Genomic DNA, 23,440 nt, shown 5'->3' with positions numbered 1-23,440 from the left:
GCGAGCATGCTCCCCGTCGCGACGGGGACCGGTAGCGTGACTGAAAGCCTCGGGGAAACAGGAACATGGACGAATTCTTTGTGCGCGTGATGGTGGCCGACGATCATCCGGCGTCCGCACTCGGCATGTCGCAGTCGCTGCAAGGCAACAGCACGATCAAGCTTGTGGGCACCGTTTCGAACTCCACGGACCTGGTCGCGGCGCTCGACGCGCAACAGAGCGACGTGCTCGTGCTCGACTACGTGATGCCGGGCGGCAAGTACGGCGACGGGCTCGTGCTGCTGTCGTTCCTGCAGCGCCGCTATCCCGCGCTGCATATCGTGACGATCACGATGATCGACAATCCGAGCGTGCTGCGCGCGATCCACAAGCAGGGCGTGAGCTGCATCCTCAGCAAGTCGGACGCGATCTCGCACCTGATCGGCGCCGTGCATGCCGCATACGTCGGTGCGAACTACATGTCTCCGTACATCAAGCAACTCCTGCAGGACATCGAATCCGAGCCCGTCGCCCGCGCACTGACGACGCGCGAGATCGAGGTTGTCCGGTTGTTCGGCGCGGGCTACACGGTGGGAGAGATCGCCGCACAGCTCCATCGCAGCAAGCAAACCATCAGTTCGCAGAAGTCGAGCGCGATGAAGAAACTCGGGATCGTTCGCGACGCGGATCTGATCCGTTACAACGATGAGCAAAAGCTCGCCGGCGCGTCCGACGACGAGGCTTAGTCGACGTGACGCGCGAGGGCCGGCTGCCGCTCCGGCCGGCTTCGGGGCAGACGCCACCGAAGTGACGCATTGCGTGTGCGCACAGGCACGCCACGCGACACGGCTACCCTGTTTCCCAGGGAGACGATGCGCCGGCATCGGCGAATGATGCGGTATGCCCGGCCACGAGCAACGAGATCGATACGACATGCCCGCAAAGCTGAAAAGACTTGTTTCGCACGCCACGGTGGCCGTTCGCAAGCCATTCGAACCGGGGCGCGTCCGGCGGCAGCAGCAGTTCCTGCTGTACGGAAGCGGCGTGGCGATCTCGGTGTTCATTCTGGTGTGCGCGACGCTCGTTTTGCTGCTTGACGTGCAGGAGTCGCTCGAGCGCTTTCGCGTCGAGTTCACGGGGCGCAGGGCCGAACTCGTTGCCGAGGTGGAGATCATGAGGGCGCTCCGGAATCGCTATGTCGAGGACATGGAGCTGCAGTGGGCCAGCGTCGCCGAAGATTCGCCGGGCCTGCCCGGGTTGCTCGCCGGCAAGCACGGCAAGCAGACGTTCGTAGGGCGCAAAGGGCGAATTGCGATCGCCGCATTCGCCGACATCCCGCCGGCCGCATCGGCGAACAGTCGCTTGCCTTACCTCGCGCGCTATCTCGACGGGGTCGAGGTGACGGGCGTCCTGCCGCCGCCGCAACCGGCCGATCCGGGCGGATCTGCCTATCTGATCGATCCGAACGGCGATTTCATCGTTGCGGCGGGGCATCCGCTGGTAAAGCGAGCGCTTGCACTGCCAGCCGGTTTCGACGTGAGGGCACTGGTCGAGCAACTGCTGCCGACGACGAACGATACGGCCGTATCGACGGCGGATGCGGCTGTATCGACCGCGCCCGCCGTTCGTCGAAACGCGATTGCGCTGGACCGGCGATTCGATCCGGTGCTCGGACGCTCCGTGCTGCGGATGGTGCAATGGGTGCGTGGCGCGAACGGCAGGCCGGTCGTCTGGTTCGTCATCAACAGCCTGCCGCTGATAGAGGGGATACTGCGCTCGCCGGGCGCCGGCAGGGAATACGCGCTCGTCGATTCAGGCGGCAATCTCCTGCTCGGCGGGCAACCCGACAGCGCGATGGTGTCCCGTGCGCTCGAGCATGCGCGCCACGACGCCGGCGAGCGAGCGGCCGCACATCGCGTCGGCATGAACTTCGTCGTCAGCGACCGCGTACCGAGATCGGACGAGGTGGTGATGGCGACCATCTCATGGCGTGCCGTTCTGAGCGACGTAGCCTTGCGCGCGAGCTTGACGGTCGCACCCGCGCTCTTCGCGATCGCGCTGCTGTGGATTGCAATCGTGATGTTCGACAGGCGAGCGCTGCGTCCCGCGAATCGGCGAGCGATTCGCCTGATCGAAAGCGAGGCGCTCAACCGGACGCTGATCCGCACGGCGCCTGCCGGGCTCGTGCTGCTGTCGTTCGCCGACGGCGAAGCGATCGTGCGCAACGACGCGATGATCGCGTATGAGCGGGACGTGGAAGGGGAGCCGCTCGGCAAGCGGCTGTGGCACGCTTACCGGGACGACACGCCCGCCGGCAACGCACGTAAGCGCGTCACGCGAGAGCTGGCCGTCGAGCGCGCGGGGTACGGCACCGTCTATCTCGACGCACACATCGCGCGCACCAAGTATCGCGGCATCGACGTGCTGCTGTGCACGCTGCTCGACATCACGGCCCGCAAGCAGGCGGAGGAGAAACTGCGCGAGGCGCGCGAAGCCGCCGAACTCGCGAACAAGGCGAAGTCGACGTTCCTCGCAACGATGAGCCACGAGATCCGCACGCCGCTCAACGCGATCATCGGTAACCTGGAGCTGATGGAGCGCGCGCAGATGGCGGCGCCGTTGCGGCGCAGGCTGGGGACGATCATGTCGTCGTCCGATGCGCTGCTGCGCGTGATCAATGATGTGCTCGACCTGTCCAAGGCCGAGTCGAACCAGATGGCGCTGGAAAGCATTCCGTTCGACCTGCATCGTGTCGTGAACGACGTGGCCGCGATCTTCCGCCCGCTCGCGGATGCGAAAAACCTCACGCTTGCATGCCGCATTGCCCCGGATCTCGCCGACGGTTACGTGGGCGATTCGACACGGCTGCGGCAACTGGTCTCGAACCTCGTCAGCAATGCGATCAAGTTTACGAAGCGCGGCGGCGTGACGATCGACGTGCGGCTTGCACAGGCGGGCGCGGCCGGACGTGGCGTCGAAATCGCCGTCAGCGATACGGGCATCGGCATTCCCGAAGACAGCATGCCGACCCTGTTCGACGTCTATATCCAGACCGACGCGTCGATCTACCGGCGCTTCGGCGGTACGGGGCTCGGGCTGCCGCTGTGCAGGCGCATCGTGACGCTGATGGGTGGCGAGTTGAGTGTCGACAGCCGTCTGGGCGAAGGCACGGTTTTCGTGGCTGCGTTGCCGCTGCCCGAAGCGCCGGCCGGTTGGCGAGACGATGCGCCGGAACCTGGGGCGTTCGAGGGTACTGCGCGCACGTATGAAGCGGAGGCGGCATCCGAAGTGGGCGCGGAGACCGACGCGCACGCTGAGGCCGACGACGAAGAACCGCTGCAAGTGCTCGTCGCCGAGGATCATCCGGCAAGCCGGGCGTTGCTGCGCGACCAGCTCGACGCGTTGGGCTACGACGCGACGATCGTTTCCAACGGCATCGAGGCGATGCGTGCCTTCTTCGAGCGGCCGTACGACGTCGTGCTGACTGATCTCGGCATGCCGGAACTCGACGGCTTCGCGCTCGCGAACTTCCTGCGCGAGCAGGGTGCCCGCGTGCCCGTGATCGCGATGACGGCACACGCGACCGACGAGGATCGCCGGCGCTGCGAACAGGCCGGCGCGGTGGAGGTCGTGCTCAAGCCGCTGTCGATCGAGACGCTCGACGCGGCGTTGCGGCGGCATGCGGGACGTAATACGGTGTCGTCAGCGCCCGGGCAACCGCCCATCGCGCTCGCGATGACCGACGAGGTGCGGCGCGCGCTGCGTGACGCAACACTGAATTCGCTTGCAGCGATCGGCGACGCACTCGCGAGCGGCGACGCCGATACGCTTCGCATCGAACTGCATTCGATGCGCGGCGGCTTCGCGTTGGCGGGTGACGTCGAGGCGCGCGACGCATGCGCACGCGCCGAGCACGCGATGCGGGATGGCGGTCCGGAAGCATTGGAACGCATCTGGCATTCGATCGAAGATGCCGTCCGGCTTGCACTCGGACGGCTGTCGACGGATGATGAGCCGGGCTCGCGCGTGTGACCGGCCACCAATATGAAAATGTAGAGGTCGCCCCGGGCGTTCACTTCATCCGGTGTGATTTTGGGTTCAGTCTTGACGTATTTCGCGACGAACGGAATAGTTCGGCTTGATCCGCGCGCCGCGTTGCCGGACGGACGCAGTTGTACTGGAGCACGTACGTCAGCGTGGCATCGGTCTTCCCTGCCTTGATCTCACCGCCGCTGGCAATCCAGTCGATTCTTCTGCCCCATCGAGCGCGGGTCGTACGGACCACAAGGCCGAAAAATTGAGCATTGTGACTGCGCCGGGCACCGTATCGACAGCGTCCGTCCGAGCCCTGCGTCCATTCCCGCCCGGCTACTGGTACGAGAAAGTAAACGTGGCGCTGGCGTCGAGCGAGCCCGGTGTGAACGTCTGCGCCGTTTTCACATACCGCGCCACCAGCGGGATAGACAGACTGCCGTCCGTGACCTGACCCGCGAGCCATTGATTCGTATTGCCCTTCACAGCCGAATCCGGCCCGAAGTGGAGCGGCGTCTCGCTACCCTGCTTGTAGATCTGGAGCCCGACGCCACGCGAGGTCGAACCAGGATGCGCACTCAGGATCGTGCCTTCGTTCGCCGGATTCGCCGCATCGGTCAGCGTCGTATAGACATTCACGGCGCCCTGGCAATTGACGCGCAGCGTCACCGGCGCGGATTCGTCCGATACGGCGCCGACCGCCTTCAGCTTGTTGCCGACGAGTTGCGGAAGTTTGACATTCGTCTGCGCGCCCGATGTCAGCGTGCACCCGCTCGCAGTGACCTTGATCGTCATCGCGCCCAGATCGGTGATGGCCGAAAAAGCGACTGCCCCGTTGGGGGCGTAAGCCGTCGTAGTTGCGACTCGACGCTGTGGAATCGTGTAAGTGCCGGTGGCGAGCGAACCGGTAAACACGAGCGCTGCTTGATAACGGACGTAATAGAAATAGGTTATCTGACTTTCCCTGTCGGACACCAGAGTCTCTTCCGGGCGGACGGCTTTCCAATCCGCACCCACAACTGAATGATCCGAAAGAGGAACTGCCATCAGCGCAAATCCGATTCCCGGAACGCCCGTCTCGTAGACAGGAAAAGACTTCCCTTCCGAATCGTAAGTAACGTTGGGGACCAGTGTTCCCATTGCCTTCACGCCAACCTTGCCGACCTTTCCACTAAGACTGCATTGGAAGAGGGACATGCCTCTTTCATTGGCTATGGCACCCGGGCCGATAAGTGTACCGGGTTGCCCTGAATCGCGTGCGCTCGTGATCGTCGCGGGAACGCTCGGGCGGATGATGCCAGCCCAAAACAACATCTGACAGGCATGGGCCGACTCAAACGCCGTCAGCAGCATGATTCCGCTTATTACGATCCGTGCGACGGACCACATCCCTCGTTGCGAGGATCGATTCCATTCCGAATTTCTTTTCACTCAATACTCCTGATTTGGTATGAATTTCATTTTCCGTTCTCCGAGATCGTTGACAGTGCCTGCTCTTTAAAAAACAGTCACGCGAAGCGCTTTCCGGACGCCTGTCACTTGGCGCCGACCACCGTGCCCGCGCGCATGCACATCGCCGCCCGACGCTCGTACGCCAGTTCCTTGTTCAGCGTCGGCAATTGATAGGACACCTTGCAGCTGTTGTTACCCCACTGCACATCGATGCTTCCCTTGTCCTCGATGCCGAACACCAGCAGGCGCGACTGGTTGTCCACCATGCCGAGCAGCTTGCCCTTCGCGTCGTACGCCTGCGCGCCGAACGGCACCTTGCCGCCTGCGTCCTGGCTCAGCTCGAACTGCACGCGCCGGCCCGACTCCGCTTCGAAGCGGGTCTTCACGATCGCTCCGCGCGTGGGCACCACCATCTTCGCGTTGTCGGTGATCTCCGTATGCGTGCCGACGCTCGACGGATCGATGTTCAGCCAATTCTGACGGTACGGCTGCAGATACGGCACGATCGCGTAGCCGCGCCGGTCGGTACGCACCGTCGGCGCTCCACCGAACGTTACGTCGCGCACCTTCGGCACCTGGACCACCGCGAACGTCTCGCCGATCGGCTGGCCGAGCGTGACACCGCCGCCATGCACGACGACCGAGCCCGATGCGCCCGCATCGAAATGCCGGCCCGAGCGGTCCTGCGTGAAGTTGCCGGTCAGCTTCGCGTTCGGCGTATCCCAGCCCGCGCTGACGCCGCCAGAGCCGCCGCCGTCGCGGCTGTAGCCGGCCTGCACGCCGTAGTTGACGGTGTTGCTGTCGTTCAGGTAACCCGACACGCCGGTCTGCACGTTGAAGTCACCGCGTGTCGACGACACCGCGTTCGCGTACAGGCGATGCGAACTCGACGCCTTGCCCAGCGGAATGCTCACGGACACGCTGAACTGCGTGTCCGGGCGCCCGAACGGCCCCGACTCCTGGATGTGCGATGCCGACACGCTGTAGCTGACGTTCCTGTAGCTGTTGCTGTAGCCGACCTGAAAGCGCCGGCTGCGCCCTTCGCCGTTCCAGTAGGTCGTGTCGCCAACGCCGGCGAACATCGAGCCGCTGCCGAGCGGCTGGTTGACGTTCACGTCCAGGCGGCTTTTCTGACGCGCGATGCGCGGCCCGTACTTACTGTCCGTGTCCTCCACGTGCTGACTCAACGTACGGTAGCCGTCCGTCGAATAGCGGTAGCCGACCATCGTGAACGTCGTGTTGGTCGGATACAGCGTCTTCGAATACAGGAACCGCAAGCTCTGCCCTTGCCGGGTGCCCGCCGACGTGCGTGACCGGCTCGTCGTGACGTCCAGCGACATGCCGCCGATACGTGTGTTCATGCCGATACCGAGGGCGGCCGCCACGTAGTTGTCGGCGGCAATAATCCCGCCGTAGCCGGTGAAGTTGTCGGACACGCCGTACACCAGCGTGCCTTGCGTGAACTTCGGGCTCGACTGGCCCTGCACGCGATACTGGCCGGCGGCAAACGCGTACCGCAGGCTGCCGCGCCGCACCATCACCGGCAGGTACGAGTACGGCTGGGTGAACCGGCGCACGCGTCCGTCGGCCTCGGTGATCCTGATTTCGAGGTCGCCGTTCGAGCCGCTCGGATAGATGTCGGTGATCTCGAACGCGCCCGGCGGCACCGGCGTCGAATAGATCACGTAGCCGTTCTGCCGCACTTCCACCACTGCATTGCTCTCGGCAATCCCGCGCACGACTGGCGCGAAGCCGACTTCGCTGTCCGGCAGCATGCCGAGGTCGGTGCCGATCTGCGCACCGACGAAACGCACGCTGTCGAAGATGTCGCCCGACGTATACAGTTCGCCGGCCGCCACCTTGCTGCGCAGGCGGCGGATATCGCGCTCGACGTAAGTGCGGTTGCTGGTGAAGCGGCTGCCCGCACCCGTGGTGCCGGTGAGCGTCGATTCGTTGCGGAAACGCCAGCCGCCGGCATTGAAGCCGTTGCGCAAACCGACGAAGTAGTACTCGTTGTTGTGGCCGTGGCTATCGTTGCGGCTGTAGCTGACCTGATAGTCGCTGTACAGCGCGGGCATGCCGTCGTCCCACAGCGACTGGTCCACGTAACCGCGCGAGGTACGCGACACATACAATTGCGGAAAGCTGATGTTCAGCGACAGCGTATTGGCCTCGAACTCCACCGCAGCACCGTCGGCCACGGCGGGCAGGTCCACGATCGTCGTGTCGTCCGCGCCCGCGGCGATGCGCCCGTCCTTCTCCAGCCGCGCGACGTTGACGCCGGCGGTACGCAACAGCCCGAGGGTCACCGCCGGCTTGACGGCGCCGTCGGCGTCCGCGCGGAACACGACGTCCTGGCGCTTGACGAGGGTGTGGTTCAGGTAGACATCGACGTCATAGCTGCCGGGCAGCACCGAACTGCCCTTCTCGAAGTAGCTCAGCTCGACGGGCCCTTCGCCCTTGCGCAGAAAGGATTCGTTGAATTCGACCGCGTGGCCCTGCGCCGGCAACACCAGGCCGAGCAATGCAAGGCACGGCGCGCCGATCTGCGCGGCCGTCCAGATATCCACTTCCTTTCTGACGTTCTCCATACCCTTTCTCTAAGTTGATTCACCTCCCGCGCGGAATCGCAAGCGCGAACACGCCCCGCCCCGCGGCACGAGCCCGGGGATAACGAAGATGAAGAGGAATACGATGTATCGCGCTGGTCGCGTCAACCAGCGGTGGTGCCGTCGTGCGGTTCGACGGCGCCGTAGTCGTTGATCGACTCGAAGTGAACCTTGACGCCCGCCGCGGCAGCGCCGGCCGGCAGATCCTTGACGGCAAAATGGCGGGTGGCGGACGGCGGCACCATCTCGGCGGCCGCGGCATAGTCCCGGCCGCCAGTTTTCACGTTGACCGACGCCAGCGAGACGAAGTAAGCCGACGGATTGCTGACTTCGAGCTGCGCCTGGCCGTCGCGTTGCACGAGCTTCCAGCGGAGTTGGGCAGGCGCCTCCTCGACCTTGCCGGACAGGCCGGCGGGCCGGTAGAAGAACTTGATGCGCTGACGCACGGCGATCTGCAGCGTGTTGTCACCCTGGGCTTTCTGCGGGATCTCCTGCACGTTGAGCCAGAATACCGACTCGCGATCGACCGGCAGGCCCTGACCGTAGTAGAGGACGCGCAGCGTCTGCTGCTTCTCCGCACCGAGGCGGCCGAGCGCCGGCGTGATCGCGAACGGCACGTCCGCCGTCCCGTCGCTCGCGTCCATCCACGACTGGATCATCACGTCGGCCGGCGCGCGGTTGCGGACCAGAATCGACGCCTCCTTGCTCGGTGCGGCCAGCACGACGCGGGTTCCGTCGAGCGTGACGCCAGCGAGCGAAGCGCCCGAAGACAACAACAGCGAGCCGGCCAGGGCCAGCCCGGCAAAGTGGAATCGTTTCATGTCGAATGTGATCCTGTTGGTCGGGCGGGGGCGCTCCCCCGCCCGGAGGTGGATTACTCGTAGGTCAGCGTGAACGGCAGCGTGCCGTTGGCGGTACCGGCCTCGACGTCGGTGCCTGCCTTCACGTAGCCTGCGCGCAGCGCCAGGTTGGCCGTGTAGGTCGGCGCTGCTTCCGTGCCGCCCTTGACCAGCGGTGCGTCGAACGTCTCGTTGGCGTTCAGGTTCAGCAGCGTGCCCGCGGTGTTGTAGATACCGATGCCCACGCCCTTGGCCGTGCCGGTGGTCTTCAGCAGCTTGTTGTTGGTGCCGTCCACGCCCGAACCGCTGGCCGGGTCGAAACGCACCTTGACCGTGTTCAGGCCGTTGCCGGTCGCACCGCAATCGAGGTTGAGGTTGATCGCCGTACCGGCCGCGATGCCGCCGCCGGCAGTGCTGCCCAGCGCGTCCACGCTGACCTTGCCCATCTTGACGTCGATCGACTGGTCACCCTTGCCGCCGGTCACCGACGTGCCGTTGCCGCCCGTGATGCTGCACGACGCAGCGACGATCTCGCCCGTGAAGTTGATCGTGCCATCCGCGGCGTGGGCAGCGTTCATCGCTGCGAATGCCAACCCGGCTACCGACATCATCATTGCAATTTTTTTCATTTCTAGTTCACTCGTTGAAAGAGAATTTTCAGCGGCGCTCGTCCGGTCGGATTCATGCCGCCACATTTTTTGTACAACTAAACAACTGCGTATCTATGTGTTATGCGAAACCTCTCCAAACTGAAATTAATGGAATCCCCACCAGTTTGGCAGGGCCAAAAAACTCGACTGGACGACTACTTGATATCGAACTTGCGGATCCCTGTCTTGTCTGCCAGATCAAGGCACCCCGAAAACTTGAACGGCTCGATATCGTTCATGATCGCGTTGCCGAGGCGAACACGAGACGATCTCAACTGCGTGCATCTCGATACGTATTTTCCAGATATGCGACATCGCAATAAATGGGACGAACGCTAAATTCGGGTTCTTTTGAGTAGTACAAGTACTAATCTCACGGGGGGCGAGGATTGTTATGCAACCCGCATGATTTGTTAAATTTCGGGGGCGCGACGGGGCGGAAATCGGATTTGACGACGACGGCCTTCGGAGATTGCTGCTCTCGAAGCCGTCCGGAGCTAGCAGCACGTTGGCGCCCATCGTCTGCGACATCCGCATGTTTCAGACGCCGTCGTACACGGCGTCGCAGTCGTTCACCCGGCTTTCCTGCGCTAGTACGCGCGTCATCCCGAAATGCGTGACGATCGTCTTGACCTGCGAGTCTGATTCGACTGGATGTCGCCGGTCGCCACGCGCGTATCCGCGCGCTGAAAATCGCCCCGATGTGTCGAACATCGACGGGTTCAGCATGTATCCGGGCGTGCCGCGTTCGTTGACGGGGCGCGTCGTGAAGAATCCGGGCCAGCTCGCGCGCGTCGGCCGGGCAGATTCGCCGGTGACGGATATCGATCGATAGTTTGAGTATTGGCCCGATCTGTCGCCGCGACAGCCGGGGCGGCAAGCCAGGCCCGGCCTTGTCGCGTCCTGCTTGCGATCGCGGCGCCGATTCAGCCGCGCCGCGCGCGCAGGAATCTCAGGTTCAACGCCTTCAACATCGGTCTCTCGATCCATACGTGACAGACGTAACCGCAGACGCAGGCCACGCCGAGGACCGCACACGCGGCGCCAAGGCCCGCCCCCGTGCGCGGATCGCCGCGCAGTCCGGCGAGCTTGCCGGCCACGCCGATCACGTAGGGATGGATCAGATAGATCGAATAGCTGGCAGCACCGAGCGCGGCCGCTGTGCGGCTCGCGATCGTCCAACCTCGGCTGTCGAGCTTGACCAGCGCGACGATCAGCACGAACGCGGGGCCACCCCACAGCACGACCCGCGCGAACCCATCCGGTGTGCCGTAGTGCATCTGCAGCAACGGAATCGCCGCGATGGCGGCGACGGCGACGGCAGCCCATACGGGCGCGGCGACCCACTTCGCGATGCCGGCTTGCAGCACGCCGTGCGCGACGACACCGAGACCGAATTCCAGCACGAACGGCTGTCCGAGATGGCCGACGACGGTAGTGCCAGACGGGTCGACAGCGGCCACGCATGCGCACAGCAACGCAAGCGTCAGCGCGGCGGACACGGTCGCATGACGCGCGCGCGCGCAGCCGAGCGCGGCCGCGACGACGAGATAGAACAGCATCTCGTATTCGAGCGTCCAGCCGTTGAGATTCAGCGGCCCCCAATGGCCGTTTTCCTTCACGTACGGGATGAACAACAACGACTTGACGAGATAGTCGGGCGCTGCCGTCGTTGTGTTCAGCCAGTGAGGACGCAACAGCGCTTCGCTCGACAAGTGGCGCGTATAACTGCCGAGATCGGGCTCGAACAGCATCGACACGGCGACATGGCCGATGACGAGCGAAGCGAGCACGTCGCGGGCCAGTTGGCCGTCGCCGGGCGCGCGCCGCCATGCGGCGGCCAGCGCGATCCAGACAAAACCCTGCATCATGTCGTCGTCCAATGCGCTGCTGCGCGTGATCAACGACGTGCTCGACCTGTCGAAGGCCGAGTCGAACCAGATGGCGCTGGAAAGCATTCCGTTTGACCTGCATCGTGTCGTGAACGACGTGGCCGCGATCTTTCGCCCGCTCGCGGATGCGAAAAACCTCACGCTTACATGCCGCATCGCCCCGGATCTCGCCGATGGTTACGTGGGCGACCCGACACGGCTGCGGCAACTGGTCTCGAACCTCGCCAGCAACGCGATCAAGTTTACGAATCACTGCTGCGCGACCAGCTCGACGCGTTGGGCTACGACGCCACGATCGTTTCGAACGGCATCGAGGCGATGCGTGCCTTCTTCGAGCGTCCGTACGACGTCGTGCTGACCGATCTCGGCATGCCGGAACTCGACGGCTTCGCGCTCGCGAACTTCCTGCGCGAGCAGGTGATCGCGATGACGGCACACGCGACCGACGAGGATCGCCGGCGCTGCGAACAGGCCGGCGCGGTGGAGGTCGTGCTCAAGCTGCTGTCGATCGAGGCGCTCGACGCGGCGTTGCCCGCGCCGGTGCACGGGCGAGGGCCTGTCGCGCCCGCGATGGCCGACGAAGTGCGGCGCACGCTTCACGAAGCGACGCTGTATTCGCTCGCGGCGATCGGCGACGCGCTCGCGAGCGGCGACGCCGATACGCTTCGCATCGAACTGCATTCGATGCGCGGCGGCTTCGCGCTAGCGGGTGATGTAGATGCACGTGATGCGTGTGCGCGTGCCGAACACGCGATGCGGGACGGTGGTCCGAAAGCATTGAAACGCGTGTGGGATTCGACCGAGGAGGCCGTCCGGCTAGCGCTCGGACGGCTGTCGACGGATGACGGACCGGGCTCGCGCATGGCGGGAAAATAATCCGGAGTATTGATCGTCGGCCGGGGATGATGGCCGCTGTGCCGTGCATAGCTGTTAAACATCCCGATACACGCCTCGCAGACACTGATGCGCTTCTGCCTGCCCATGCCGAAACGAGGTGGATGCCGCGCTGACTCGCGCTGCGCGAGCCCCGCACGCTTTTTTCGTCGATGGCGACCGACTTCATCGACCAGCGCCTGACAGAGCCCTCGCATCCAGCGAACGAAACAGGCTTCGAACTCCAGCGGATCGAGCGCTGCGAATACCCGACCGAACGTATCGTGCGATGAAATCCCGCGCCCCAGCGGCACGTATCGGCGCATCCGGTCGAGCCTTGATTCGCCCTGGTCTGGATGGCGACCCAGCAATCCGCTTCCGACGGTATTCGGCTCTAGCTACATGTATGCCGTCGTATTCCGAGCGTACGTAGCTGGCATAAGAACGCCGGCACGACGCCGGTCATTTGAAACAGGCACGGCAGGTCCGGGCGCAGGGTGATTGGCCCAAAAGGCCTGCACAGGCGGCCTGGCGAGCGGCCGAAGCGAGGGCTTGGTCGCCATCTCGATCGAAAATTGTCATATCCATCTAACAATCAACGGTTTAAAAAGACAGATTTCGTATTTTCGTACAAGTACGAACACATTTAGCCGGTTGATTAAAATTCGTCCTATATCACGCCCGGTACGAGTCATCGAAAATAGCGTTAGTGGAATTGATCTTCCACGCATCGAATTCCGATTAATTCATCGCAATTCGATTCCTGAAACGCAATTTTTAAATAGAGATCATTCGATGAAACTCAGCAAACTCGTTCTGGCACTGGGCGTAACTGGCGCACTGTTCGGCATGGCACATACGGCACAAGCCGATCCCGTGTCGAAGAAAATCACGCTGACCGCGCAGATCAACGACGGCATCTTCGTGTCGAAGCCGGACGGCTCGACCTGGTACAGCACGGAAGAACTCGACGCCAACGACTACACGCAGACGAAGTTCTCGAAGACGCTGCCGGTTCGCGTGTGGACGAAGAACCCTGAATTCAACATTTCGCTGGCGCAGCCGCTGAAGCTGTCGAGCGGCTACTACGAAATGAAGAACGCCAAGGTTCAACTGACCAGCCAGGCAGGCGACTCCGAAGTCAAGTTCGGCGCGCAGCAGAAGATCACGCAAACGACCGCGGGCAACGGCGGCTTCGACGAAATTCACAACCTGAAGATCAACGTCGATTCGCCCACGCAAGTCGGCACCCAGACCACCAACGGCAGCTACAGCGGCGATCTCGTGATGGTGTTCGAGCCGGTCGCGGCAGCGGCTCCGTAAGCCAGGTAAGCGGGCTGATGAGAAGCCCCGTCAGGGGCTTCTTTTTTAACGCCGTGTCAAGAAGAAATCGCGTGTCCATCCTTCCAAATCCGCCATAAGAGATAACGTGTTCGCCGATCAAGTTCCCTTCCGATTCAACAAGCTGTGGCTGGGTGCGTTTCTTTTTGTTTCGTCGCACTCATTCGCAGAACTTAAGGTCTCTTACGGAGTACCTGAAGGGTTCAGCGCGGCTGAAATGGATGACAGCGCGAACTACGTGGCGACGTTCAAAGGACGGACGTTGCCGGGGTTCATTGGCTATTCGCAGGCGGACGGCGTTCTCACGTTCGATGCGAGCAAATATGAGGAAAACGGCGTTTCTGCGGAGGACATCCGCACCTTGACGAACGTCGTTTCACAGCTGGATTACAAGCGTTGCAGCAAGGGCTGCGACGTCGAGGTCGACGGTTACTATGTCACCGTCGACAAGATGAAGCGGTCGATTTCGATTCGCGACAAGCGCGAAGATTATGTCGCGCCGCCGACGAGCCTGGGCATCGTCAACAACCAGTCGCTGGACTTGCGCGCCGCGTCCGATGGCTATCGGGCCGCGAACTTCAACGGCAACACCTGGGTCGGTCTCCCGTCGCAGAGCTTCGGCTACGTGAGCTGGTACGCGAACCAGACGTCGTCGCGCTACGGCAGCGGCGGTACGCGCGGCGTATCGTCGTATTACCTGCAGAAGAACTTTGCCAACACGTATGTGCGGGCAGGCAAGCAGAACAGCATCGACTATGCGTCGGGGTCGGTCAGCACGCTGCTTTCGCCGAGCTTCGACCAGTTCGTGACGGTTGGCAGCCAGACACACCTGCAGGTCAACAACAATGCCGGGTCGCTGATTCTCTATGCGACCGCGGAAGGGAATTACGAGTTTTACCGCAGTGGCCGCCTGATCATGAAGCGGCCGGCGGCGATCGGCCGCAACGAGATCAGCTTCGCTGATCTTCCCGGCGGCTATTACTCGGTGGAAGTGCGTCTCGTCGACCGCAACGGCAATGTGGTCGCCCGCGAAAACCGCGAAATCAACAACCTCAATTTCGGGGCAACGGGCGGCGGCAATTCGTGGCATGTGACGGCCGGCAAGGACATGGACGAAGGCGGGCTTCTGGTCGAGGCCGGCCTGAGCCGAAACCTGAAGCAGTTCTATGTGAACGCGTCGATGCTTGCGGGGCACGACGGGAAATGGGCCGCGGAAGTGAACGTCACGCGCCCGACGCAGATCGCCGGCATCGACGTCGCGCCCACGCTCGGCGTGCTGAGCGGGGAGAGGGGCGTCGGCGGTTACGTGAACATTTCGCTGGCGAGCGAAGCGCTCGGCAGCCTGATGGTGAGCCGTTACCAGAACACCGACGTGTCGCGCTTCTATCGGGGGCAGCCGAGCACGGCCGTGTCCTATAGCCGCACCATCCGCAAGGCGACTGTCGGCTACAACTACCAGAAGTCGAATTCCGGTGCGGCCCATCAGGCGGAAGTGCGCTGGAACTATCGCCCGAACGGCCTGTGGGGCACCTTCGCGCTGGGCGTGCAGAAGGGCGGCTTCCAGCGCGGCAACGGCGGTTATGGCGTGTACTTCAACATGACCATGATGCTGGACAAGGTGCAGGCGAGCTTCAGCGCCGCGCATTCCGGCGGGCAGACGCAGTTGAGCGGCGATGTCCGCAAGGATTTCCAGGACAGCTTCGGCACGTCGTCCGTCGGGTTGAACGCGAACCGCATCGGCAACGACTACGGCGTCAACGTCTACGGCAGCCGTTCCGGCACGCGTGGCGACGCGTCGCTGAACCTCGGCCACAGCAGCGCGGGCAGCAACGTCGACTTCAACTACCGCGGCATGGTGGCGGCGAACAAGGACGGCGTCGCGTTCGGGCGCTACAGCCCGAGCGGCAGCGCGATGTTGCTGAAGACGCCGAAGATCGACGGCATGAAGTACGGCTTCAACGTCGAAGGTGCCCCGGTTGCTGGCGACAGCACCTATGCGGTGCCGCTGAACGCATACAACGATGTCGCGTTCGCCCGCGTGCTGAGCAACAGCCAGGATCTCGACATGAACATCGAGGTGCCGGCGAACATCGTCCGCGCGCATCCGGGGCAGGTGTATTCGGCAAAGGCGCGGGTCGACATCAACATGATCTACAGCGGCTTTCTGACGGACGGCGACGGCAAGCCCATCGACGGGAAAGTGGTGGAAACCGGCGATACGGTCCACCGGAACGGGCTGTTCTCGATCGTCAGCAAGAAGATGCTGAGCATGGTTACCGTGCAGCGCGACGATCGCCGTTATAGCTGCGACTTGAAGGACGCGAAGGGCAGCAATTACAGCTGCAAACTCACGACCGATACGAATGCAGGAGAGGAAACGAAATGAACATGAATGTGCGAACCCTGCTTCCCGCGCTGTGCGGGTTGCTGCTGGCGACGATCCAGCCGGCCCATGCCGAAGGCGAGCTGATGGTGATGCCCGCGACGACCAAGGTGTTCAACGCGCACGAGCAAAAGGTGACGGTCAAGAACATGGGCGATGCGCCGCTCTATCTGAACGTGTCGGTGCAGAAGGTCACTAACCCGGGCATGACACCGGAAAACAAGGTCGCGCTGGGCGATCTCGAGCGCCCCGGCCTGCTGGCCAGCCCGGACAAGTTGACGCTCGGCCCGGGCCAGACGCGCGCAATCGTCCTGAAGTCGCTCGCGGAGCCGGAGCAGGAAGCGCTGTACCGCTTGTACATCCTGCCGGTGCGGTCGCTCAAGGTCGATGACGCGCCGCAAGACAAGATTACGGCGCCGATGTCGGTCGCGATCGGTTATGGCGTGCTCGTGCGGCACATGCCGCCGCCGGGCAAGCAGCAGCCGGGCTGGACGCACCGCTGCGAGGGTGGCGGGATGACGCTGGAGGGCACGGGCAATATTCGCCAGATTTTCAACGACGTGAAGGTCGGCCAGTCGGCTTCCCCGCAGACGATTGCCGTGTTCCCCGGCACGCCGCAGCGTTTTGAGACCAAGCGGATGTCGTTGCGCGTCGACGAAAAGCCGATGACGCTGGAATGCCCGTGATGACGCACAAGCGGCGCTGGGCGCTGGGCATGCTCGTGGCGCTGTGCTGCACCAGCAGCATGGCGGCGGGAATTCTGAAGTTGTCCCGCACGGAACTGACGCTGTCGCCGGACAAGCCGGTGCCTGAACTATGGGCCGAAAACGTCGGGGATACGCCGTTGTACCTCGATGTGACTCAACAACTGGTCACGAATCCGGGAGAAAGCCCGGAACGTTTGTTGCCCGTCGCTGAAGCGCCGAGCCCAACGCTGCTGGTATCTCCAAACCGTCTTACCTTGGCGCCAGGACAGAAATATCGAGTGATGCTGAAAGAGTTCGGCACGCCGACGCAGACGAAAGTATGGCGCGTGACCTTCAGGCCCAGGGAGCGAATCGTCGTCGAAATGAGAGCGGCGGATGGTGCACCGGCGCCGCTGTTCGTCAGTGTGGGTTACGGCGTTGTGATCTATCAACTGGGGAGCCAGGCGCAATAGCGATGTCGTTCTCCGATAGCGACGTAATGCTAACGGCGGTAACGATCCCGGACGGCAACGCGGGGCAGTTGGTCCGGTTGTTCCGAGCCGACACGAATAATTGGAGTATTCAATGGTATTCGAAAACATCGAAAGGCGAATATATCTTCATGGGTTCAGGTGCATGCTGCTGATGCTCGCCATTTTATTTTCAGGCGCGGCATTTTCCCAATCTACAAGTGATCTTAGTAACGGGTACAGCGGATGTAAATGGAGAGACAATGGAAACGGAACCACCACACTCAGTTTGACGATCCACTACAAGGAGGCGTTGGGGCACGTAGGACGCTGGGATTTCTTGACGCGCGGGATAGCGATATATACGTATGATAAAAATGGGAAATTGAAGCCGAGTACTGACGCAGCCTCGGCCGTGTATATGAACGAATATAGGCATTTAAGAGCTTGGTACAATAACGCCTATGTCATGTACTACGGCCCGACCCAAGGGGTGAAATCCCCCTGGTCAATTGCTGATCCATTTTCCGCAAACGTCAATATCTTGCTCAATAACAATTACGTCAGCGATTGGCCTGCCGTAAGCGTTCGGGCGGGGAACTTCACAAATGGGGATGACTTCGTGGAAATCACGGGTGGGGCCTATATCACTCCATACGGCGATGGTGTTTGCCAGGTCGTTGATCCGGAGCGGCCGCCGCCGCCATCGATTGGGATCAACATCGCTGTGCCGGACTGGAACCTCGGTGAATTGCCGCGAGGCGATGGCGAGAAAATCTTCGCCAATAGCGCGGAGCAATTGTGCTTTACCTACGTGGGCGCATTGGTCAGCGGCAGGAGGTTCGTCGTCAATGCCAGCAACGCCAACGGCGTGGTGAACAACCGTTACCTGCTCAAGAACCTGACCGACGTGTCGCAGACGGTGCCGTACAGCGTGACGCTGAACAGCAGCACCGGCGCCATGACTCTGCCGAACTCCGGCAATATCTCGGCTTCCTTCAGCACCACGGGTAAAACCTGTTTCGTGCCGACGTTCAAGACCTCGGTGAGCAACCTCGTGAAGGAAGGCAACTACAGCGACGTGCTGACGTTTACGGTCGTGACCAAGTCCTAGGAGGCGTGATGAAAAAATGCATCGTCGGTTGCTTGTGGGCCGCGTCGGTTTTCCTGCCGACGCTCGCGTCGGCACAAGGCATTATTCTTACCGGCAAGACTACCAGCCGGATCACTGCAACGGTAACGCCGCTGAACAAGTTCGAGGTCACTGACGACAAAGGCGGGTGGTTCGAGCAGGGGCTGACAATGCAGCAGCTCGGCGGCTGGGACACACCCTATGAGGTGAAGGCGCGGTTGCGCGTGTTATCGACCAGCCGCGATTTTCAGGTCCGCCTGGACGAGCCGCTGCAGATTCGTAATCAGACGAATCTCACGCAGGTTTTCCGGCGGCCGGCGGTCAGCCTCGGTGCGGACGATGGCGCATCGAAGCCGCTCGCGGTGGGGCAGAGCACCGGGTTTCAGAATCCCGCAGCGTCGGTGCCCGGGAGCGATTCGGTGGGTTATTACAATCTGACCGTCTCCGCGTATCCGCCGGAAGGCGATTTCAAAAGCACGGTGGGTACATACTCCGGTGTATTGTCGATGACGTTCGAGCCGGTCATCAAGGCGCCTTGACGAACGATCGTCATGCCGGGCATCACCCTCATCTTCCATTGATTGATACATGCACATGAAGCAGCTTTCTTCCGTATTCTTCGGCGTTTGCGCGGCGGCCTGTCTGTCCGTGTCGACGCCATCGCTTTCCGCAATCGACCTGATGCCGAAAGAAGTGAAGGTCGACGCGAAGGCGACGACCGTGCAAGTGGTCAACAACAGCGATCGGCCCGAATACGTGAGCATTTCGCTGTCGCGTCTGCTCAATCCGGGAGTGCCGCTGGAAGACGAGCGGCTCGAGCCGGTCGGCGAATCGACGCATCCGTCCATCTATGCGTATCCGTTCCGCATGACGCTTTCGCCTGGCCAAACGAAGACGATTACGCTCAAGCCATTGCGCGCGGTCGAGACGGAGACCGTTTACCGGCTCGACGTCAAGCCGGTCGTCAAGGTACTGGCGGCAGAGAAAAAGGCGGCGACCGCCAATATCGTCGTCAATCTCAGATTCAGCGGGTTGGTTCGCCAGTTGCCCGAGAAGGAGCGCCAGACGCTTTCCGTCACGTGTGAAGCCGACGGTGCGCGCGTAACCGCGACAGGTACCGTGCGCTACCCCGTAACGGGTGCCGAGGCGGACGGCCATAAGCTCGACGATTTCAATGTCTATCCGGGTGTGCCGCTGCCCGTGCATGGGCGCGTGGTGAAGATTCCGGGATATCCGGTGTGTGACGGCCACGCGGGATAATCCGGCGTTTCGATGCGACATGGACAACCGCTCCATTCGCATATCGCCTGCATTCCCCCGAATGGCTTGGCGTGTACCTTTAGACGCTGATGTGCGAGCCGACCGACAGGCTCGGATCGTTGCCGAGCGTGGTATGGAGATCCGGTTTCCTGACGGTTCAGAAACCTGGTGATACTTCCACGCGTCTCTCCTTTATCGAGTCCCCCTTTCTCTTGCGGCAGCCGCCGAATCCGGCGATGTTGCCCGCTTGTGCTCTCGCAACGGCGTGACGCTGACCGGCGAGGCGAATCCCGGTTCCTGCGATACGCAATACAGCAATTCGAGCGCGACCCATCCCATCTCGCACGGTGCATGCTACCTCCGGCCCGCCATTACGCTGACGGCCCAACCGCACCGCGTGCACGCCGGAACCCTCGGTTCAGCACCGTCAGCATCGGCTTTTCGATCCAGACATGACAGACGTAGCCCGACAGGCAGACCGCGCCCAGGACGGCACACGTGGCGGCGAAGCCCGCCCACGTGTGGAGACTGGCGCGTAGCCCGATGATCTTGCCCGCCACGCCGATGACATAAGGGTGAATCAGATAGATCGAATAGCTGGCAGCACCGAGCGCGGCCGCTGTGCGGCTCGCGATCGTCCAACCTCGGCTGTCGAGCTTGACCAGCGCGACGATCAGCACGAACGCGGGGCCACCCCACAGCACGACCCGCGCGAACCCATCCGGCGTGCCGTAGTGCATCTGCAGCAACGGAATCGCCGCGATGGCGGCGACGGCGACGGCAGCCCATACGGGCGCGGCGACCCACTTCGCGATGCCGGCTTGCAGCACGCCGTGCGCGACGACACCGAGACCGAATTCCAGCACGAACGGCTGTCCGAGATGGCCGACGACGGTAGCGCCAGACGGGTCGACAGCGGCCACGCATGCGCACAGCAACGCAAGCGACAGCGCGGCGGACACGGTCGCATGACGCGCGCACACGCAGCCGAGCGCGGCCGCGACGACGAGATAGAACAGCATCTCGTACTCGAGCGTCCAGCCGTTGAGATTCAGCGGTCCCCAATGGCCGTTTTCCTTCACGTACGGGATGAACAACAACGACTTGACGAGATAGTCGGGCGCCGCCGTCGTCGTGTTCAGCCAGTGGGGACGCAGCAGCGCGATCGCGTAGATGCCGAGCGTCGTCACCCAGTAGAGCGGCACGATCCGGATCAGGCGCTTGACGAGGAACTCGCGCCCCTCGTACGGCGCGACGCACGACATGATGAATCCGCTGATCACGAAGAAGACGTCGACGCCGGCCTGCCCGGACGGCAGCACGTGCAGGTGATAGGCGACAACCGCGAGCGCGGCGAGCGCCCGCGCGGACTGGATGTTCAGGTAGATGGGCTGGTGTCGCGTGTTCGCGCTCATATGCTCCCCCGGATCGCGCGCTGCGAAGGCGGGATTGCGGACGCAGACGCGTGCGCTTCGACGTCGCTTGCGGCGACCGCGTCGGCGCCCGGCATGGACGCCGGGCGACCCGGCCGGCGTACCTGGCGCGCGAAGCCGGCGAACTGCATCGCGCACAGCAGCGACACGCTCGACAAATGGCGCGTGTAACTGCCGAGATCGGGCTCGAACAGCATCGACACGGCGACATGCCCGATGACGAGCGACGCGAGCACGTCGCGGGCCAACTGGCCGTTGCCGGGCGTGCGCCGCCACACGGCGGCCAGCGCGATCCAGACAAACCCCTGCATGGCGATTTCCTTCGGCCCGGGCGAGAACAGCACCGGCAGATTCAGCCGCAGCATCGCGTACAGATAATCGACGCAGAACGCGAAAAACGACGTCGGGGCGACCGGGTTGTGGAAGCTGGTGCGCGCGCCATACGGCGAACCGTATGCGAGGTAGTCCGCGGCCACGTCGCGCGGATGCAGCAGCAGGTAATACACGTCGTTCGGCAACAGCACGAGCACGAGCGGCGCGGCGAGCATCAGCAGCGTCCTGCGGCGCCATGTGCCGCGCCGGAACAGCAGCACGGCGAGCGCGACCCCGATAATCAGCGCGAAATAGCTGCGCACGATTGCCGCGTAGGCGCTGTACAGCACGACGGCCGCCGCGATCGCGACGAGCGCCGGGCGGCGTTGCGCGACCCTGGCCAGCACGATCGCGATCAGCACGACGAGCGTGTCCTTGCTCGCGACGAACAGGTTGAAGAACACGCAGGGCACGAGCAGCACGAGGCTCGCCGCGAGCGAACCGATGCGGCGCCCCTGCGCGATCGTCAGGCAGATGAACAGCGCGCCGACCGCGGCGGTGAACGCGTGGGTGCCGCCGACGCCCAGCATCGAGTAGAACTTCGCGACGGCATCGAACGAGGTGCCGTCGTAGTTGCCCGATCCGCCGATCTGGCTCTGGATCTTCTCCGCGTCGCGGAACACGTATTCCGGCAGGAACGCACCGGCCTTCGCATAGACGATCCAGTAGAGCAACACGGCCAGCGCCGCGATCGCGCGGGTCAATCCGCGGCTGAGGACCGGCCCTGCGCCAATCAGCTTATGCAGCATCGGATACGCTCCTCCGGATCGTGCCGGCCGCGTGGATTCGCTCGCCGCGCAGGACGATCGCCGCCAGCGCGGCGACGATCGCGATGCTGGCCGTCAGATGCGCGAGCGCCGCGCCGGTCGTGCCGAAACCCGCGATCAGGTACCACGCGGCCGGCATGCAAACCAGCGCGACGCCGGCCATCGACAGCGTGACGACGGCGCCGGCCCGCAACGCGATCGCGGCCGCCCACAGCACGTCGGCGGCCGCGCGCAGCACGAACGACGCGAGCAGCACCGCCAGCAACACGACCTCGTGCGCGCCGGGCCGTTCGCTTGCGAGCCGGAAAAGGTCGTCGTGCACGGTGAGGATCGCGACGGAAAGCAATGTCGCCAGCCCCGCGCTTGCCGCCACTGCACGGCGCAGCCGACGACGGAAGTCGGCGGGGTCGTCCGTGAGCACACGCACGAAACCTGGCGCGGCCGTGGCGACGACCGTCGCCAAGGCAACCGCCTGCACGGCGTTGGCGACCGACCACGCGAAAACATAGCGGCCGAGCGAGTCGGCACTTGCGTGGTCATTGGCGATGAAGCGCTCGACGTACTGCAGGATCGACAGCAGCCCGCCTGCTGCGTAGAACGGCAGGCCACGCAGCCAGACCTCGATCATGTCGCGGGCCGCCGGCATGCGCGCGGCCCGCCGCGCGTGGCTGGCCCGGCGCGCAAGCACGCCGATGCGATGCCACGACACGGCCACGACGCACGCATTGCACGCGAACCACAGCGCGAATACGGCTTCGATCGAGCGCACTGCACCGGCGAGCAAGCCGGCGCATGCGATGGCGGCCCATGTACCGGTGCGGACGAACAGCAACAACGAGCCCGCGCGGGGGCGGTGCAGCGAAAACATCCATGCGTTCGTTTCGAATGCCGCATGCTCGGAGAGCGCAACGAGCAGGACGCACCAAAGCATGCGCGTCGACAGGCCGAATTCGTCGACTGAACAACCGGCGAGCGATGCGATCGCGAGCGACGTGCAGATCAGCAGATAAAGCCCGACGAACGCGGTGCCCAGCCTGCGCGCCTCGCCGATCGCGGGCAGCGGGTCGCTCGCGCTCAGCCGGCGGTTGAGTTCCGTGCTGAAGCCGAGCCCGAGCAGCTTCGACGCGACGACGGACGCGGCGACCGCGAGCCCGTAGACGGCGACCGCATCGAAGCCGAGCGTGCGCGCAATGACGATCGTCAGGCCGAATTTCAGGCCGAGCGCGGTGAATCTGAGAGCGAGTCGAATGAGCATCGGTGGCCTCCAGGT

The 23,440-nt window shown here is 63.2% G+C and carries 18 protein-coding genes and 2 pseudogenes; 11 read left to right on the top strand and 9 right to left on the bottom strand.

The features are described 5' to 3' along the window. Positions 1-65 precede the first annotated feature (65 nt). Positions 66-725 (top strand): response regulator, encoded by a 660-nt coding sequence (locus ABD05_RS20105; RefSeq protein ID WP_047901885.1) that lies wholly within the window; start codon positions 66-68, stop codon positions 723-725. Positions 726-912: 187 nt separating this feature from the next. Continuing rightward, positions 913-4,011, top strand: coding sequence for a hybrid sensor histidine kinase/response regulator (locus ABD05_RS20100; RefSeq protein WP_047901884.1), 3,099 nt, complete (start codon positions 913-915; stop codon positions 4,009-4,011). Positions 4,012-4,347: 336 nt separating this feature from the next. Here the strand turns inward: ABD05_RS20100 and ABD05_RS36430 are convergent, their stop codons facing one another. The 4 genes from ABD05_RS36430 to ABD05_RS20080 form a co-directional block, all read right to left on the bottom strand. Beyond that, positions 4,348-5,364 (bottom strand): fimbrial protein, encoded by a 1,017-nt coding sequence (locus tag ABD05_RS36430; protein ID WP_158361631.1) that lies wholly within the window; start codon positions 5,362-5,364, stop codon positions 4,348-4,350. Between the two features lie 182 nt (positions 5,365-5,546). Further along, positions 5,547-8,054 (bottom strand): fimbria/pilus outer membrane usher protein, encoded by a 2,508-nt coding sequence (locus tag ABD05_RS20090; RefSeq protein ID WP_047901883.1) that lies wholly within the window; start codon positions 8,052-8,054, stop codon positions 5,547-5,549. Between the two features lie 122 nt (positions 8,055-8,176). Next, positions 8,177-8,893 (bottom strand): fimbrial biogenesis chaperone, encoded by a 717-nt coding sequence (locus ABD05_RS20085; protein ID WP_047901882.1) that lies wholly within the window; start codon positions 8,891-8,893, stop codon positions 8,177-8,179. A 53-nt stretch (positions 8,894-8,946) separates the two neighbouring features. Next, entirely contained in the window at positions 8,947-9,489 is a 543-nt protein-coding gene (locus ABD05_RS20080; protein ID WP_238594174.1) for a fimbrial protein, read from the bottom strand. A 580-nt stretch (positions 9,490-10,069) separates the two neighbouring features. Here ABD05_RS20080 and ABD05_RS37755 point away from each other — a divergent pair. Further along, positions 10,070-10,396, top strand: a complete 327-nt coding sequence (locus ABD05_RS37755; RefSeq protein ID WP_148669121.1) for a hypothetical protein — start codon at positions 10,070-10,072, stop codon at positions 10,394-10,396. A gap of 91 nt (positions 10,397-10,487) precedes the next feature. Here the strand turns inward: ABD05_RS37755 and ABD05_RS20070 are convergent, their stop codons facing one another. Then, positions 10,488-11,183: an acyltransferase family protein gene (locus ABD05_RS20070; protein ID WP_338012465.1), complete on the bottom strand. Its 696-nt coding sequence runs from the start codon at positions 11,181-11,183 to the stop codon at positions 10,488-10,490. A gap of 199 nt (positions 11,184-11,382) precedes the next feature. Here ABD05_RS20070 and ABD05_RS36425 point away from each other — a divergent pair. Continuing rightward, positions 11,383-12,329 (top strand): annotated as a pseudogene (locus tag ABD05_RS36425) (response regulator); the annotation flags it as partial. 272 nt (positions 12,330-12,601) lie between these two features. Here the strand turns inward: ABD05_RS36425 and ABD05_RS38985 are convergent. Then, positions 12,602-12,652, bottom strand: a pseudogene (locus tag ABD05_RS38985) (hypothetical protein); the annotation flags it as partial. Positions 12,653-13,121: 469 nt separating this feature from the next. On the opposite strand from ABD05_RS38985, the gene ABD05_RS20055 reads away from it, so the two are divergent. The 7 genes from ABD05_RS20055 (at position 13,122) to ABD05_RS20025 (ending at position 19,598) form a co-directional block, all read left to right on the top strand. Continuing rightward, complete coding sequence (locus ABD05_RS20055; protein WP_047901877.1) at positions 13,122-13,649, top strand: CS1 type fimbrial major subunit; 528 nt, start codon at positions 13,122-13,124, stop codon at positions 13,647-13,649. Positions 13,650-13,884: 235 nt separating this feature from the next. Next, positions 13,885-16,053 (top strand): TcfC E-set like domain-containing protein, encoded by a 2,169-nt coding sequence (locus ABD05_RS20050; RefSeq protein WP_047901876.1) that lies wholly within the window; start codon positions 13,885-13,887, stop codon positions 16,051-16,053. Positions 16,054-16,055: 2 nt separating this feature from the next. Continuing rightward, on the top strand, positions 16,056-16,736 hold the full coding sequence (locus ABD05_RS20045; RefSeq protein WP_047903671.1) for a pilus assembly protein: 681 nt from the start codon (positions 16,056-16,058) through the stop codon (positions 16,734-16,736). Further along, positions 16,727-17,209, top strand: coding sequence for a fimbrial biogenesis chaperone (locus ABD05_RS20040; protein ID WP_082146171.1), 483 nt, complete (start codon positions 16,727-16,729; stop codon positions 17,207-17,209). The genes ABD05_RS20045 and ABD05_RS20040 overlap by 10 nt, the downstream gene beginning before the upstream one ends. 163 nt (positions 17,210-17,372) lie before the next feature. Continuing rightward, on the top strand, positions 17,373-18,320 hold the full coding sequence (locus ABD05_RS37750) for a hypothetical protein (RefSeq protein ID WP_047901875.1): 948 nt from the start codon (positions 17,373-17,375) through the stop codon (positions 18,318-18,320). Positions 18,321-18,328: 8 nt separating this feature from the next. After that, positions 18,329-18,877, top strand: a complete 549-nt coding sequence (locus tag ABD05_RS20030; protein ID WP_047901874.1) for a hypothetical protein — start codon at positions 18,329-18,331, stop codon at positions 18,875-18,877. Between the two features lie 55 nt (positions 18,878-18,932). Next, positions 18,933-19,598, top strand: a complete 666-nt coding sequence (locus tag ABD05_RS20025) for a hypothetical protein (protein WP_420796367.1) — start codon at positions 18,933-18,935, stop codon at positions 19,596-19,598. A 371-nt stretch (positions 19,599-19,969) separates the two neighbouring features. Here the strand turns inward: ABD05_RS20025 and ABD05_RS20020 are convergent, their stop codons facing one another. The 3 genes from ABD05_RS20020 to ABD05_RS20010 are packed head-to-tail and all read right to left on the bottom strand — an operon-like array spanning position 19,970 to position 23,425. Then, positions 19,970-21,013, bottom strand: a complete 1,044-nt coding sequence (locus ABD05_RS20020) for an acyltransferase family protein (RefSeq protein WP_047901872.1) — start codon at positions 21,011-21,013, stop codon at positions 19,970-19,972. Beyond that, positions 21,010-22,152 carry a hypothetical protein gene (locus ABD05_RS20015; protein WP_047901871.1) on the bottom strand — a complete coding sequence of 381 codons (1,143 nt, stop codon included), beginning with the start codon at positions 22,150-22,152 and terminating at the stop codon, positions 21,010-21,012. The genes ABD05_RS20020 and ABD05_RS20015 overlap by 4 nt, the downstream gene beginning before the upstream one ends. After that, on the bottom strand, positions 22,142-23,425 hold the full coding sequence (locus ABD05_RS20010; protein WP_047901870.1) for a polysaccharide biosynthesis protein: 1,284 nt from the start codon (positions 23,423-23,425) through the stop codon (positions 22,142-22,144). The genes ABD05_RS20015 and ABD05_RS20010 overlap by 11 nt, the downstream gene beginning before the upstream one ends. Between the last annotated feature and the right edge of the window lie 15 nt (positions 23,426-23,440).

Origin of the sequence: Burkholderia pyrrocinia (assembly GCF_001028665.1) — a bacterium.
Taxonomy (GTDB): Bacteria; Pseudomonadota; Gammaproteobacteria; order Burkholderiales; family Burkholderiaceae; genus Burkholderia; species Burkholderia pyrrocinia.
The sequence above is the reverse complement of the archived record's forward strand: the minus strand, read 5'-3'. Positions and strand labels throughout refer to the sequence as shown.

What these genes read in the sequence shown, in the direction of transcription:
- ABD05_RS20105 (WP_047901885.1), top strand. Translation starts at nt 66, where the DNA reads ATGGACGAATTCTTTGTGCGCGTGATGGTGGCCGACGATCATCCGGCG.
- ABD05_RS20100 (WP_047901884.1), top strand. Translation starts at nt 913, where the DNA reads ATGCCCGCAAAGCTGAAAAGACTTGTTTCGCACGCCACGGTGGCCGTT.
- ABD05_RS36430 (WP_158361631.1), bottom strand. Translation starts at nt 5,364, where the DNA reads ATGCTGCTGACGGCGTTTGAGTCGGCCCATGCCTGTCAGATGTTGTTT.
- ABD05_RS20090 (WP_047901883.1), bottom strand. Translation starts at nt 8,054, where the DNA reads ATGGAGAACGTCAGAAAGGAAGTGGATATCTGGACGGCCGCGCAGATC.
- ABD05_RS20085 (WP_047901882.1), bottom strand. Translation starts at nt 8,893, where the DNA reads ATGAAACGATTCCACTTTGCCGGGCTGGCCCTGGCCGGCTCGCTGTTG.
- ABD05_RS20080 (WP_238594174.1), bottom strand. Translation starts at nt 9,489, where the DNA reads ATGAACGCTGCCCACGCCGCGGATGGCACGATCAACTTCACGGGCGAG.
- ABD05_RS20055 (WP_047901877.1), top strand. Translation starts at nt 13,122, where the DNA reads ATGAAACTCAGCAAACTCGTTCTGGCACTGGGCGTAACTGGCGCACTG.
- ABD05_RS20050 (WP_047901876.1), top strand. Translation starts at nt 13,885, where the DNA reads ATGGATGACAGCGCGAACTACGTGGCGACGTTCAAAGGACGGACGTTG.
- ABD05_RS20045 (WP_047903671.1), top strand. Translation starts at nt 16,056, where the DNA reads ATGAATGTGCGAACCCTGCTTCCCGCGCTGTGCGGGTTGCTGCTGGCG.
- ABD05_RS20040 (WP_082146171.1), top strand. Translation starts at nt 16,727, where the DNA reads ATGCCCGTGATGACGCACAAGCGGCGCTGGGCGCTGGGCATGCTCGTG.
- ABD05_RS37750 (WP_047901875.1), top strand. Translation starts at nt 17,373, where the DNA reads ATGCTGCTGATGCTCGCCATTTTATTTTCAGGCGCGGCATTTTCCCAA.
- ABD05_RS20030 (WP_047901874.1), top strand. Translation starts at nt 18,329, where the DNA reads ATGAAAAAATGCATCGTCGGTTGCTTGTGGGCCGCGTCGGTTTTCCTG.
- ABD05_RS20025 (WP_420796367.1), top strand. Translation starts at nt 18,933, where the DNA reads ATGAAGCAGCTTTCTTCCGTATTCTTCGGCGTTTGCGCGGCGGCCTGT.
- ABD05_RS20020 (WP_047901872.1), bottom strand. Translation starts at nt 21,013, where the DNA reads ATGAGCGCGAACACGCGACACCAGCCCATCTACCTGAACATCCAGTCC.
- ABD05_RS20015 (WP_047901871.1), bottom strand. Translation starts at nt 22,152, where the DNA reads ATGCTGCATAAGCTGATTGGCGCAGGGCCGGTCCTCAGCCGCGGATTG.
- ABD05_RS20010 (WP_047901870.1), bottom strand. Translation starts at nt 23,425, where the DNA reads ATGCTCATTCGACTCGCTCTCAGATTCACCGCGCTCGGCCTGAAATTC.